The organism is Candidatus Gorgyraea atricola (assembly GCA_030765235.1).
In the GTDB taxonomy this organism is placed as follows: Bacteria; Omnitrophota; Gorgyraeia; order Gorgyraeales; family Gorgyraeaceae; genus Gorgyraea; species Gorgyraea atricola.
The window spans coordinates 50,071-64,339 of the sequence record JAVCCW010000006.1 but is presented as its reverse complement, the minus strand read 5'-3'; the positions used below and the strand labels follow the sequence as shown (position 1 = coordinate 64,339).

Sequence of the window (14,269 nt, the reverse complement as noted above, 5' to 3'; positions counted from 1 at the left end):
ATGGAAAAGCTATTTATGTCTTTAATTAAAAAGAAGATATCCCGCAAGCAATTTATGAAACTGTGCTTGGCTGGAATGGGCACTGTCCTGTTCAGCGGTATTTTTCCAAAAATGGCCAGGGGTGAAAATGCCAGGATAGGAAAAAAGATCGTGACTGATCATGATCTTGTTGTTGCAAAGGGAGAAGACCCTTATTTAATGACTGTTAAGGCTGTTGAGGCCATTGGCGGAATGGAGAGGTTTGTTAAAAGGGGAGATAAGGTTGTTATCAAGCCAAATATGGCATGGGATAGGAGCCCTGAGTATGCAGGCAACACGAATCCAATGGTGGTTGCTGCGCTCACGGAACTCTCTTTTAAAGCAGGCGCGAAAAGGGTCAATGTATTTGAGAGATCATGCAATGAGTCAAAGCTCTGCTATGAGAATAGCGGCATAGCTGCTGCAGCAAGAGATAAAGGCGCAAATGTCTATTTTATTGACGAGTGGAATTACATAAAGGCGCATTTTTCTTATAAAAGCCCTATGGAAGCGTGGCCGATTTATAGAGATGCGCTGGAGTGCGATACTTTTATAAATGTGCCTATTCTAAAAGACCATGCCCTTACAGGCCTGACTCTTTCAATGAAAAATCTCATGGGCGTATGCGGTGGAGATAGGGCTGTGATGCATAATAACATAGGGGTTAAGCTCGTGGATCTTACTGATTTTATAAAGCCAGATTTAACAGTAATAGATGCCTATAGGGTGCTCATCAGGAATGGGCCAAGGGGCGGAAATCTTAAAGACGTGGAAGATTATAAGACATTAATAGTTGGTACAGATCCGACCCTGGCTGATACTTACGCGGCAGAGCTGGTGGGCCGTGACCCGCTATCAGTTAATTATATCAAAGAAGCAAAAAATCGCGGTTTCGGAAAATTCGATACCAGCAAGGCAGACATATTAAAATTAGAAACATGAAAAAATTAGTCATTCTTAGAAGATCTTCTCAATTTTTATTTCTCGCATTATTCATATACATCCTTTGGTCCGCGACACATCTGGATGCATTCTTTAAGATAAATCCATTGATAATGATATTTACTTCTATAAGCGAGCGGATAATTCTGCCAGGCGTTATATTTGCGGTTATTATGCTGGCGCTGACTCTGGTATTTGGCAGGTTTTTCTGTGGATGGATCTGTCCCTTAGGTACGATTATTGACTTGTGCGGAATAAAGGCATTGCAAAAAAAGGCTGCGCGGTCTATAAAATTCTACATATTAGGGGCAATTACTGTATCTTCCTTTCTTGGGATCCAGATCGCCTGGATCTTTGATCCAATAGTGATTACAGCGAGGTTTGTCTCCCTGAATCTCATTCCAGGCGTCAGTTTCGGCCTTGATAGGATATTTAGATTTTTTATAATAAAGACAGATTATTATACACCTCTCTATGATTTTTATCGTTTACTAAAATCTTCAATCCTTGGAATCAACGCCTATTATTTTTCTCATTCAGGCATGATCTTGATATTTTTCGTTTTAATATGCTTGTCGGTGTTAATAGCAAAAAGGTTTTGGTGTCGCGCGATCTGTCCTCTGGGCGCAATATATTCTTTAGTGGCCAGATTTTCTCCATTGAGTCGTGTGGTTGAAAAATGCACGAATTGCCTTAGGTGCAAAGAAGACTGCAGGATGGGAGCTATAAACAAGGATTTAAGCTATGTAAAGGGCGAATGCATACTCTGCATGGACTGTATATACGACTGTCCTACGCATGGAACCAGGTTTACATGGTACTCGCCAGAGTTTAATAAAAATAAAGAAGGCATCTCCAGGAAAGAATTTATTTTCCTGATGCTTGGCTCTTTTTTGTCTCTGGGATTCAGAAATAAAATGCGCTCAGTAGCACAAAAAGTAATCAGGCCGCCTGCTGCATTAAAAGAAGGAGAGTTCCTGGATCGCTGTATACGCTGTGGCAATTGCATGAAGGTCTGTGTGACTAATGGTCTCCAGCCAGCTATTTTTGAATCAGGCCTGCAGGGTATGTGGACCCCACATCTTGTGCCAGAGATCGGCTATTGTGAATACACCTGTACTCTCTGTGGAGGAGTCTGTCCAACAGGCGCTATACCAAAGTTAAGCGTTGAAGAGAAAAAAAGAACAAGACTTGGCATAGCAAAGGTAGACCGCTCAAAATGCCTTGCCTGGTCTAAGGATACACAGTGCATTGTATGCGAAGAACACTGCCCCGTACCTAATAAAGCCATTAAGATAATAGCAGGCGTAGTATTAAAACCCTATGTTGATCCAGATTTATGTATAGGCTGCGGTATTTGCCAGAACAAATGCCCTGCTAGACCTGAGCGTGCAATAAAGGTCTCACCATAGAACTGTTTTCCATGCAGAGATAGATGGGGAGTTTTTTGGAATGCTTGTGCAGCATGCGCAGCATAGATTCGTAGATTTCTTGTCTTAAGCTATAAGGATATCTTAGTTTATTATCAAACCCCAGCACTAATTCTTCGTCGAGAATCTTGTTTTCAGGGAAGCGCGCTTCGATTATTGGTTTTACATTCGGATTAAATCTTAATGTACCGATGCTTATCCAGGCTATGTCCTTTGGTTTTATAGTATCAAATAGCATATCTATTACTTTTTTATATTCTTTTTCCCAGCCTTTAAAATAGACCACTGGATCAAAATGACAAGACGCCTTGTAGCCTGCTTTAACGCATTTTTTAACTGCCTTTAGGCGTTCTGTAAGAGAAGGCGTAAAAAATTCATTCTCGTCAATTATTTTCTGCGGGTTTAGTGACCAGGCAACTACTATATTACCAGCGTGTTTTGCCTTTAAAAGATTATCTATATTTACACTTTTTGTCTTAAACTCAAATCTTACGTCTTTATGGTTTTTAAAAAATTCAATTATAGGAAGAGAATATTCTGTTATGTGGTCGAGCATCAGGGAGTCTGAGAACTCGCCTGTACCTATGCGCATGCCAGATTTTTTATAGGAAGAGAAGTTTTTGAAAAACTTATCAATGTTTGCGGGGAATATTAGGCCTGGGCTATTTGTATATTCCTGAAGATAGCAGTAAGTGCAGTCAAACATGCACCCGAAGCTCAGGTTAAATATATGATAACCGCATTCGATCGCCTTTTTTGTGCACGGACATTTTTTAAAGAAGTCATAGTTTTCATGAGTGACAAAAACATTATCTTTTCTCTTATTATAATCAGAGATCGTAAGACCCCTATTTTCTTTAAGATGATCTTTTAAGGATCTGATCTCTATAGACTTGGCCTTGGGAAAGGATTTCTTAAATCTATGCGCAAGGGTAGAGGCCTTAGCAGATTTTTCTATGAATATGTTTTTTGGATAGAATTTAAATTTTTCAGTATTTTGTATCGAGCTATTATCTAGTTTTATCTTCGGAAGATGCGCCTTAAATGGGGACGGATACGCGCGAGGAAATCTTCTTTTTAATAGAGCCTTTTTTGCGCGATCAAAGTCTTTAGGGGCTATTTTCTTTACTATCTTATCAGGTTCTATATCTTCTCTTTTTGATATCTCATAGAGAAGCCTTGTTATTTCCTGTTTTTTGTTTGTTTTAAGGTCAGTAGCGAGGTTTTGAGATTTTTTTAGTCTCGCAGATTCTTTTTTATAAGATTGCATAGGATGTTAGACGCGGATTTTATCGAGGAGAAAAGCTCTAATCTATCCGTAGCGCTTAGGCCTTTATAAAAAGGTTTTTTGTTTATGATGTCGGTTATATAAAATAGCGCTACAGCTTTTTTCCCAATGTGGCTTGCTGCAGAGAATACAGCGCTGGCCTCCATATCAACTACCTGAATCTCTTTTGCTTCAAACGAGTCTCTATATCCTTCTTCGAGTTTTAAAGAGCCGAGCGTGGCACAGGTTACTTTTTTTACCTCTGGGAGTTTTTCAAGGAGTATTTTGTCTGGATAGGAGAGGTCATATTCTTTTTTCTCACCTGCGAGCATGTCAGTAAAACTTTCCATAGAGTAACATTTATCAGGTGTGACAAGGCTTCCTATATTCAGATCTTTTTCTTCTTTTATCAGGCCGCAGGAGCCAAATACTATTATGTTCTGGCATTTGGTTTTCTCAAGATACAAAACCGCGTCTCCTGAGAGTGCAGGGCCCATGCCAGTATGTATTACTGTAAAGTCTTTGCTGTTTCCAGAGTTATAGAGCTTACCTTTTGATATATCCTTTACATCTAGCCACTCCAGGACATTTTTTTGCACAAGTGGCAGAAATATACATGTATTCCTTACATCTGAATCTTTTATTCCGAATAATATTTGAAAGACGCTCATAAGCTTATGAGATTATATTCTAAGTTACCCAGGCCTTTTTTATGCGCGTATTCAAGGGTTATATTGTGTGAATTCTTATTATTAACGAGGTCTATAGTTGCCTTCTCAAGCGCTATTATGTCTTTTGAGGCAAGAATACCTATGTCTTTACATATGATCTTTTCGTTCTTCGTGGATATGCAATCGCATTCCTTTGTTATATCAAAGGCAAGGTTTATGAAGAAACTATTTTTGAACTTGGATAATATAAATACAGCTACCTCAGCCATTCTTTTTGCAAATATACCTTCATCTTCATCCCAGTTTATAAATATGGCATCAAATTTACATACGCAAAGGCACTCCCCGCATCCAATGCACTTCGCCTGATCTATAAAAAAAGCCGAGGCTGGACCTCGGCTTTTTTTATTAGAGATAGCCTTTGCAGGGCATATCTCTATGCAGCATCCACATGAGGTACATTTTTTTTCTACTATATGTGGCTTAAGAGAAGAGTGCTGCACCTGTTTTGTGGGCTTACATGCCATACCCATGGCGACATTTTTTAAAGCGCCTGCATATCCTGCTAATATATGACATGTAACATGCGATAGCACCACGAGATTATCCAGCATGCCGATAAAAGAAGGGACCTTTATCTTTTTTATATGCTTTGAGTCAATGTCATACTCATTCCCATCCTGGCCAAACACACCATCTGCTATTACAAATGGCGCGCCTACCCTGGAATGGGAGAATCCTTTGTTTTGCGCCAAAGTAAGATGATCAACTGCATTGAGTCTGGAACCCTGATAGATCACATTTGTATCAAATAAAAATGGTTTTGCCTTTTTGTTCTTTATCTGGTTTATTAAGGTTTTTACCAATACGGGGCTCGCATGATAGACGCATTTAGTATCGCCTATTGTAAGTTTGACCGGGATAAATTCATCCTTTTTGTATGACGAGAAAGGGTCTATTGCTTGGAGGAGCTTTAATAGGGAAGAGGCTCTATTTTTTGTATTATCTGTTCTTACAAAATAGACATCGCTTTTCATTTTTAAGGTAGGATTAATATGCAGTTTCTTGGCTTAGCCAGAAGGGCTCGTAGTTATTTTCTTCCAAGATCTTCATCGCGGTATTTACTATATCGGCATCATATTTAGAGCCGGAGTTATCTTTTAATTCTTTCATCGCCTTTTTTATTCCCAACGCAGCCCTATATGGCCTGTGGAATGTCATGGCCTCAAGCACGTCAGCGATGGCCAGGATCCTTGCCTCGGGGATGATCTTTTCTCCTGATAATCCGCGCGGATACCCTCCTCCATCAAGCCTTTCATGATGCTGATATATGGCCTCTGGTAAGGGGAAAGGGAATGTGTGGGCCTTAAGCATAAAATAGCACTTTTCAACATGCTCTTGGATCATCTTGAGTTCCAGGCTAGAAAGTTTGCCGGGTTTATTTAATATCTCTAGAGGGATCAGGATCTTTCCTATATCATGCAGCTCAGCAGATAATCTTAGTTCCAATACCCTATTTTCATCCCATCCCAGTGTCTGGGCAATCTTTTCTGCTATCATTGATACGCGGCGAGTGTGTCCAAAGGTATAAGGGTCTTTTGCCTCTAAAACCCTATCCAGGACTTTTAAGGAGCTCATCACCATATCAAGCCTGCTTTTTTCTGTCTGATCATATTCAGTTATGTCGCGGGTTATGCCCATTGTCCCGATGATCTCATTTTTTTTATTTCGGATAGGTATTTTGGTGGTTGTTACGCAGTTATATGTTCCATTTGGGAGAAGTGTTCTTTCGATCTTACCTATTATGGGATTGCCGGTTTTTAAGACGTGCATATCATCGTCAAACATCTTTTGGGCCTGGTCCTTTGGGAAGAAGTCAAAGTCGGTCTTGCCTATTATCTCCTCAGGAGCCATCTTAAAGCCGTTTGCATAAAAACGGTTTACCCTTACCAGCTTATTTTCAGTGTCCTTAAAATAGATAGCATCAGGGAGGTTATCTAGAAGATTCTGGAAGAGCTGTTTTTCCAGAATGAACCTTTCCTTGAGTTTCCTATAATATGACTTTCCTTTTGTTTTGGACTTTTCTGTTTTCATAGTATAATATATAATAACATAGACAAAGAAGAAAATAAAGGAAATAATGGTAAAGACAAAAATAATCTGTACTCTCGGGCCTTCCAGTTCGAGCGAGACTGTGATGAGGAAAATGATGCTTGGTGGTATGGATGTGGTGCGTCTTAATTTTTCACATGGTAATTCGCAGAGTCATTTGATCTGCGTTAATCTCGTTAGAAGGGTAAATAAAAAATACAGGCGTCACGTTAAGATATTGCAAGATCTTGAAGGGCCAAGAATAAGGATTGGGAGATTAAAGGCCCATAGGCCGGTGATCATTAAAAAGAGACAGATCATATGGTTTTCCCAAAAAGACGTTCATGAACATGATAATGTGATCCCGCTTGATTATAGCGGCCCGTTAAATGGCATTAAAGGAGCCGAGTCTATATATATTGATGATGGTACAATTATCCTTAAGATAAAGGCTGTTGAGGGCAGAAGGATCAAGACAGAGGTTGTTATCGGAGGCATATTAAAGGAGCATAAAGGTATAAACATGCCAGGAGCCAGACTGGCTTTTCCAAAGATAAGCGAAAAGGACAAAAAAGATATTGATTTTGGAATAGAATCGGGCGTTGATTATATTGCGCAGTCTTTTGTAAGGACTAAAAAAGATATTCTGGAGGTTAAAAAGAGAGTCAGGCACGCATTGCCTTCATGTAAGATTATTGCAAAGATCGAGAACCGCGAAGGGATCAGGAACGTCGACGAGATCATTGATGTCTCAGACGGCATAATGATAGCGCGGGGCGATATGGGGGTTTCAGTGCCGATATATGAAGTTCCTGTAATTCAGAAGAAGATTATTAAAAAATGCAATAAAAAGAAAAAATTCGTCATAACTGCTACTCAGATGCTGGAGAGCATGACCGAGCATCTGCGGCCTACAAGGGCAGAGGTGGCTGATGTGGCAAATGCGATAATGGACGGCACGGATTTTGTCATGCTCTCGGCTGAGACAGCCGTGGGCAGGCATCCTGTGGAATCAGTAAGGATGATGAATGACATCATCAAATTTACTGAAAAGAGTTTACAATAATAGATTAGATGTTATAATACGTTTTCGAATAAAAGGGGGAACGAAATGGCGACTTCGTATAAGGAATTAGGACTAGTTAATACAAGAGAGATGTTTAAGAAGGCAATGGCTGGGAAGTATGCTATTCCAGCGTATAATTTCAACAATATGGAGCAGCTTCAGGCCATAATTACTGCGTGCATCGAATCAAAGTCTCCTGTGATTTTGCAGGTTTCCTCAGGCGCGAGAAAATACGCGAATCAGATCCTATTGCGGCATATGGCAATGGGGGCCATGGAGATAATAAAGGACGCTGGCTCTAATATACCTGTTGCGCTTCATTTGGATCATGGCGATACGTATGAGCTATGCGTTTCGTGTATAGAGTCAGGTTTTTCATCAGTCATGATAGATGGTTCAAGTAAGCCCTTTGAGGAAAACGCAGCCCTTACCAAGAAAGTGGTAGATTATGCTCACAAGCATGATGTTACAGTCGAGGGCGAGCTTGGGGTCTTGGCTGGCATAGAAGATGAAGTGAGCCATGAAAAATCGCACTACACGCACCCGGAAGAGGTGCAGGAATTTGTTAAAAAAACAGGCGTGGACTCTCTTGCTATTTCCATAGGCACTTCGCACGGTGCGTATAAATTCAAGCTTAAGCCTGGCGAAAGTGTCCCGCCTTTAAGATTTGACATATTAGAAGAAATCGAAAAAATAATACCGGGATTTTCTATAGTCCTGCATGGTTCAAGCTCTGTACCTAAGGAGTACGTAGACCTTATAAATAAATATGGTGGAAAACTCGAACAAACTGCAGGCGTGCCTGAAGATCAGCTTAGAAAGGCTACACAGTCAGCAGTGTGCAAGATTAACATAGACACTGACGGCCGTCTTGTAGTAACAGCAAAGATACGGGAAGTCTTTGTTAATTCTCCAAAGGAATTCGACCCGCGCAAATACCTCGGTCCCGCGCGCACAGAATTAGTAAAGATGTACAAGCACAAAAACGAACACGTACTAGGCAGTGCTGGAAAGGCATAATGATAGATAAAATTGCCTTAATCGCCTCAATAGTTATGCCTCTCTGGAACATCCCGCTTATTATGCGCATAATAAAACGGCGCTCCTCAAAAGACATTAGCATCGCCTGGGCCATAGGAATATGGGCATGCCTTTTAGCAATGTTTCCATCCGGACTAAAGAGTGATTTTTTAGTCTGGAAAGTATTTGCCATAGCTAATCTTTCCATGTTCAGCATAGTACTTCTAGTTACCATTTTATTCCATAATAAAAAATAGCCTCGATGAAAATCATTCCTATCTTTATTCCTCACGCAGGGTGTCCGTATAAGTGCGTATATTGTGACCAGCATAGGATTTCTGGGGTTGTTAGGATGCCTACCGCTGAAGAAGTCAAATCTATAATCAAGCGGAATCTCAAGACTATTCCTAAAGAAGAAGATGTAGAGGTGGCATTTTTTGGTGGCACGTTTACGTTTTTGCCTGAGAGGGTTCAAGAACGCTACCTCGACGCTGCTAAGCCTCATACTCTTCGTATGTCCACGCATCCTGCATCAATTAGTTTAAAGGCAATGAAGATGTTTAAGAAAAAAGGCGGGAGAATAGTTGAATTAGGAATACAGTCGCTGGATAAAGGCGTTTTAAAAAAGATAAAACGAGAGGGCGATGTTCGAAACGCAGTCAAATGCATTAAGAAGGCAGGACTTAAGTTAGGCGTGCAGGTAATGCTGGGTTTGCCAGGGGATACGCTTGAAAAATCCATAGAAACTGCTAAGAAACTTACTAAGTTAAAACCTGAAACCGCGCGCATCTATCCCACACTTGTTATAAAGGGCACAGAGCTCGCTAAAATGAAGTACAAGCCTCTTACATTGGAGAAGGCAATTGACCAGGCAGCTAAAGTCGCTGATATATTTGAATCTGGAGGCGTAAAGGTCATACGCATAGGTCTACATCCTTCAAAAGATCTTGGCTCAAAAAAGACCATGCTCGCAGGACCATATCATCCAGCATTTGGCGAGATGGTAAGGGCAAGACAGATGCGGAATAGGATAATTCGAGCAGTTAAGGATAGATTCGTTGCGAATCGGTCTTGTATAGAGATCCATGTTCCAGAAAATATGTTTAGTCTTGTCTCAGGGCATAAAGGAACGGAGAAGAAATTTTTAGAGAAGTATTTTAGTGTGAAGATTGTGATAAGGGAAGATAAGGGAGGATGGGGGAAGATAAGGGATGCAAGGAGAAATATAGCCATTATAGATCCGAAAATGCCTAGAAAAGCTAAAGATAAGTTAAAAAGATTAAATTTCCATGTCGCTGAAGTCCCTTTGCATAAAAAACTTGCAAAGCCAGTAGCTGGCCATGTGGATATGATGCTTTTTAAACATGGCAATAAGATCATTTACGAGCCGAGTTTGGAAAAGATTGCAGGACTCTTAAGGCAAAATGGCTATAACTGCATAAAAGGCGAGCCGATTACGTTTTCAAAATATCCAAAAGACATAATCTACAATGCCTGTAGCATAAATTACCATATAATCCATTATAAAGGAAAGATCGAGAAGAATATTAAAAGCTTAAAAGCCAAGCATGTCTTAGTAAACCAGGGTTACGCAAAGTGTTCGATTGTACCAGTTGATAAAGATCGCATTATTACCTCAGACAAAGGCATTAAAGAGCTTTGGAAAAACTCCTTATTCGTAAAATCTGGCCATGTAAAATTACCAGGTTATAAAACAGGTTTTATAGGCGGTTCATCTGGCGTGACTGATAAGGTAGTATTTTTTGTAGGCAAGCTCGAGAATAAGTCGATCCGTGATTTTATAAGAAAATCAGGAAAAGGCATCATAGAGCTATACAATGGCCCATTATATGATGTAGGCACTATACTTTTTTTACCTTGTTTATCCAAAAACAGGGTGTTATACTAAGATCGATATGAGTATTAAAGAATTTATTGAGAAGAATTTTAGGCATTTTAATGCAGCTGTTATAGTGGATGCTGCTCAGGGCTGGGTAGACTATGTCAAAAACGGCAATAAGATGTTTCTTGCCATGGCAGGAGCCTTGAGTACAGGCGAGATAGGCATAACTCTGGCTGAGATGATAAGGCAGGATAAGATCCATGGTATATCCTGCACTGCAGCGAATCTTGAAGAGGATCTTTTTAACCTGGTCGCACATTCCCATTACAAAAGAATACCTAATTATAGAGAACTCACACCGCAAGAGGAACTGGAACTCAGGAACAAACACCTTAATAGAGTCACTGATACTTGTATTCCAGAAGAAGAGGCAATACGCAGATTAGCCAGTAAGCTCTATCCTATATGGGAGGAGGCGCATAAGCAGGGCGCGCGGCTATTTCCATTCGAGTATTTTTATGAGCTTATACGCAGCGGAGAGTTGGAAGAATTTTATGAGATCGATCCAAAAGATAGCTGGGTGGTTGCCGCGTGCGAAAAAGATATACCTATTTTTACTCCTGGGTGGGAGGATTCTACTCTGGCAAATGGCGTAGTCGCGGAATACAAGGCTGGCAGGTTTAAGAATCTAGATTTTATAAAAAGCGGCCTGGAGCAGATGAATTTTTTGATTGATTGGTATTTGGAAAATACAAGAAACCATTCAATTGGATTTTTCCAGATAGGCGGAGGCATTGCAGGAGATTTTTCAATATGTGTAGTGCCCCTAATAAGGCAGGACCTTGGGACAGAGTGCAAGATCTGGGGATATTTTTGCCAGATCAGCGACAGTACTACGTCGTACGGCTCATACAGCGGCGCAGTGCCGAATGAAAAGATTACCTGGGAAAAATTAGGCATTGATACACCCAAGTTTGTGATAGAGTCAGACGCGAGTATTGTTGCGCCGCTTATATTTCAGTATGTGTTGGAGAGTAAATAGAGATGCTGTCATCATTTGAAAAATCAAAGGTCGCGCTTTTACCTGTTCCGTATGGCAAGACTGTAAGTTACAGAAAAGGAACAGAAAAGGGGCCAGCTGCCATACTTAGCGCATTAGATAATCTGGAACTTTTTGATGATGAATTAGATAAAGAAACGCATACCATTGGCATTAGTGCCATGGATCCGCTTAAAGTAGAAGGCCTGAAGCCAGAGGCAATGATCAATGAAGTAGAGAAAAAGGTTTCAGAGCTCTTTACACAGAATAAATTCCCTGTTGTAATAGGCGGGGAGCATACAGTTACTATAGGCGCAGTAAGAGCAGCAAAGAAAAAATATAGCGATCTATCAGTCTTATATTTTGATGCGCATGCTGATTTAAGAGATTCTTACGAGGGCAATAAGTATAGCCATGCCTGTGTTGCAAGGCGGCTTACAGAGATAGCGCCAGTTGTCGAGAAAGGCGTGAGAAGCTTAAGTAAAGAGGAGCATGATTTTAAATTAAAAGGCAGCCTTTCCAATAATGTCTATATAAGCATAGACCTTGATGTGCTGGATCCATCGATCATGCCATCTGTAGGCAATCCAGAACCAGGCGGCATGCTCTGGCATGAATTCCTAAAGGACATCCGCAGTATTGTAAAAGATAAAAATATAGTAGGCATTGATGTAGTCGAACTTTCTCCAATAAAAGACATGATAGCCCCAGACTTCACAGCAGCCAAGCTTATATATAAACTTATCGGCTATATTTTCTAATTATATGGATATTATCTTAGCGTCGAAATCTAAAAGGCGGTCAGCAATACTTTCCTCATGTAGGATAAGGCACAGGGTTATTGTGAGCTCAGCCAGGGAAAGTATGAAAGGGAAGCTCCCGAGTGCTATTGCAATAAAAAATGCCTGCCTAAAAGCGCAAAGCATAAAAAAATCAGGTTATATAATAGGCGCGGATACAGTTGTACTACTGGGCAAGAAGATCATAGGTAAGCCGCACAATGCCGCTCATGCAAAAAGCATGCTAAAGGCAATGTCAGGCAAGACTATTTCCGTATACACTGGGCTTTGCGTTATTGATTCTAAAAGAAAAAAGATGATCTCTGGTTATGAAAGATCAAAGGTAACAGTGAAAAAGATTCGGCCAGCTGAGATCTCAAGATTTTTCAAATTACTCGGACCATATGACAAGGCAGGAGGTTTTTCAATAGAGGGCGTAGGCTCATTTATATTTGACGACATTAAAGGATCATATTTTAATGTCCTGGGCCTGCCAATGGCAAAGTTGAAAGAGTTGTTTGAAAAAATAGGCGCTGATATTCTAAAGGCAATATGTTGAAACTCATCATTTTAATTATAGGCATACTTTTTGCATCAGGTCTTTGCTCTATGGTAGAGGCAGCGATCTTGAGCCTGCCGCTTGTAAAGGCCAGGATCTTATTTGATAAAAAACGCAAGGGCTCGAAAGACCTTCTTTTTATAAAAGAGAATATCCATATTGCGATCGCGACCATTGTTGTATTGAATAATTCAGTGAACATCGTGGGCGCGATATTCGTGGGCCGTGGGGCATTAAAGATCTTTGGCAATGAGTGGCTTGCTGTAATCTCGGCAGTTCTTACATTTTTGATTATTGTCATATCAGAAGTCATACCCAAGACCATAGGCGAATATTATAAAGTCAGGGTCTCTCTTTCAACCGCAAAGATTCTAAGAGGTACTATCTGGGTCTTGAGCCCACTCATACAGACATTGATAGTGGCAACAGGTATGGCCAGAAAAAAATCAACAGTGCCTAAGGTAACTGAGGAAGAGATAAAGGCAATGCTTCGGCTTGGCAGGGACGCTGGCACAGTAGAGGTGGATGAGGAAAAGCTTTGCAATAAGGTGTTTAAGCTCAATGATATGAGGGCAGCACACATAATGAAGCCAATAGACCAGATCTATGCATTGCCTGGCGAGGAAAAACTTATAGAGGCAAAGGATTCCATACTTAATTCTCAATATAGCAGGATCGCTGTATATAACAAAGATGTATCGAATATAATAGGCATATGCCAGCAGAGGGTGCTCTTAAGAGAGATCGCAAAAGATAATTACGAAGCGCGGATAAAAGATTTTATGTCGCGCCCCATTTTTGTAAATGAAAATGAGAAGGCAGATGATCTCTTGACAAAGTTCCAGGCTTATCACCAACATCTTTTTATTGTGCAGGATAAGGAGAAGCTCAACATCGGCATTGTCTCCATGGAAGATGTATTGGAAGAACTCTTTGGCGAGATCTACGATGAGAAGGATAAGGTAAGTTAAAAGAGAAGAATCTTTAAGGTTGTCTTCATGGCCCTGGAGTAGTATCATATCCCTAATAGAAAGAAGGGCGATTATGGAGATCCTGGCTATTGCAATTTTAGTCATATCTGGCTTGATCGGTTTTGCAGCCATTTTTTTCACCACATTCGGAACGCTCATAATACTTATGGGCGCCATTCTTTATTCCTTCCTTACTGATTTTTTAATCCTGGATATAAGAGCACTTATAATACTTCTGACGCTCTATCTATGCGGCGAGGTATCGGAATATCTCTTTATAATAATTGGCAGCAAGAAATTTGGCGCTTCAAATGCTGCTGTTATTGGCGCTATTGTCGGAGGTATAGTGGGCGCAGTTGTAGGCGCTCCATTGTTAGGCATAGGGCTTTTGCTGGGCACATTCCTCGGGATCTTTCTCGGCGCATTTCTGGTAGAGCTGATCATACAAAAGGACCTCGTGAAGTCTCTTAAGGCCGGGTTTGGAGGCGTAGTAGGCAGGGTTGGTTCAATAGTGGTCAAGGTGATAATAGCCATAATCATGTTTTTTGTCATAGTCTCTAGATTTTAAAAAGG

The 14,269-nt window shown here is 40.5% G+C and carries 15 protein-coding genes; 11 read left to right on the top strand and 4 right to left on the bottom strand.

What is annotated here, in order from left to right; all coding sequences use genetic code 11:
• Complete coding sequence (locus tag P9L93_01485; GenBank protein MDP8229758.1) at positions 1-960, top strand: DUF362 domain-containing protein; 960 nt, start codon at positions 1-3, stop codon at positions 958-960.
• Positions 957-2,372, top strand: a complete 1,416-nt coding sequence (locus tag P9L93_01480) for a 4Fe-4S binding protein (GenBank protein MDP8229757.1) — start codon at positions 957-959, stop codon at positions 2,370-2,372. Before P9L93_01485 ends, P9L93_01480 begins: the two co-directional genes overlap by 4 nt.
• Here P9L93_01480 and P9L93_01475 read toward each other — a convergent pair.
• From P9L93_01475 to P9L93_01460, 4 genes are read right to left on the bottom strand one after another with little or no spacing between them, the layout of a single operon-like run.
• Positions 2,338-3,660 carry a radical SAM protein gene (locus P9L93_01475; protein MDP8229756.1) on the bottom strand — a complete coding sequence of 441 codons (1,323 nt, stop codon included), beginning with the start codon at positions 3,658-3,660 and terminating at the stop codon, positions 2,338-2,340. The two genes, P9L93_01480 and P9L93_01475, sit on opposite strands and share 35 nt — an antisense overlap.
• Positions 3,627-4,328: a hypothetical protein gene (locus P9L93_01470; protein ID MDP8229755.1), complete on the bottom strand. Its 702-nt coding sequence runs from the start codon at positions 4,326-4,328 to the stop codon at positions 3,627-3,629. Before P9L93_01470 ends, P9L93_01475 begins: the two co-directional genes overlap by 34 nt.
• Positions 4,325-5,365 (bottom strand): DUF362 domain-containing protein, encoded by a 1,041-nt coding sequence (locus P9L93_01465; protein ID MDP8229754.1) that lies wholly within the window; start codon positions 5,363-5,365, stop codon positions 4,325-4,327. Before P9L93_01465 ends, P9L93_01470 begins: the two co-directional genes overlap by 4 nt.
• A gap of 13 nt (positions 5,366-5,378) precedes the next feature.
• Positions 5,379-6,422, bottom strand: coding sequence for an HD domain-containing phosphohydrolase (locus P9L93_01460; protein ID MDP8229753.1), 1,044 nt, complete (start codon positions 6,420-6,422; stop codon positions 5,379-5,381).
• Positions 6,423-6,468: 46 nt separating this feature from the next.
• On the opposite strand from P9L93_01460, the gene pyk reads away from it, so the two are divergent.
• From pyk to P9L93_01415, 9 genes are all read left to right on the top strand, one after another.
• Positions 6,469-7,485, top strand: a complete 1,017-nt coding sequence (pyk, locus tag P9L93_01455; GenBank protein ID MDP8229752.1) for a pyruvate kinase — start codon at positions 6,469-6,471, stop codon at positions 7,483-7,485.
• Between the two features lie 45 nt (positions 7,486-7,530).
• Positions 7,531-8,505 carry a class II fructose-bisphosphate aldolase gene (locus tag P9L93_01450; protein ID MDP8229751.1) on the top strand — a complete coding sequence of 325 codons (975 nt, stop codon included), beginning with the start codon at positions 7,531-7,533 and terminating at the stop codon, positions 8,503-8,505.
• Positions 8,505-8,762, top strand: coding sequence for a hypothetical protein (locus tag P9L93_01445; protein ID MDP8229750.1), 258 nt, complete (start codon positions 8,505-8,507; stop codon positions 8,760-8,762). Before P9L93_01450 ends, P9L93_01445 begins: the two co-directional genes overlap by 1 nt.
• A 5-nt stretch (positions 8,763-8,767) precedes the next feature.
• Positions 8,768-10,414, top strand: coding sequence for a radical SAM protein (locus P9L93_01440; GenBank protein MDP8229749.1), 1,647 nt, complete (start codon positions 8,768-8,770; stop codon positions 10,412-10,414).
• A gap of 7 nt (positions 10,415-10,421) precedes the next feature.
• Complete coding sequence (locus P9L93_01435; protein ID MDP8229748.1) at positions 10,422-11,390, top strand: deoxyhypusine synthase family protein; 969 nt, start codon at positions 10,422-10,424, stop codon at positions 11,388-11,390.
• 2 nt (positions 11,391-11,392) lie between these two features.
• Positions 11,393-12,148: an agmatinase family protein gene (locus P9L93_01430; GenBank protein ID MDP8229747.1), complete on the top strand. Its 756-nt coding sequence runs from the start codon at positions 11,393-11,395 to the stop codon at positions 12,146-12,148.
• A gap of 4 nt (positions 12,149-12,152) precedes the next feature.
• Positions 12,153-12,725 carry a nucleoside triphosphate pyrophosphatase gene (locus P9L93_01425; GenBank protein ID MDP8229746.1) on the top strand — a complete coding sequence of 191 codons (573 nt, stop codon included), beginning with the start codon at positions 12,153-12,155 and terminating at the stop codon, positions 12,723-12,725.
• Positions 12,719-13,696, top strand: coding sequence for a CNNM domain-containing protein (locus tag P9L93_01420; GenBank protein ID MDP8229745.1), 978 nt, complete (start codon positions 12,719-12,721; stop codon positions 13,694-13,696). Before P9L93_01425 ends, P9L93_01420 begins: the two co-directional genes overlap by 7 nt.
• Before the next feature lie 73 nt (positions 13,697-13,769).
• Positions 13,770-14,264, top strand: coding sequence for a DUF456 family protein (locus P9L93_01415; GenBank protein MDP8229744.1), 495 nt, complete (start codon positions 13,770-13,772; stop codon positions 14,262-14,264).
• Positions 14,265-14,269 lie beyond the last annotated feature (5 nt).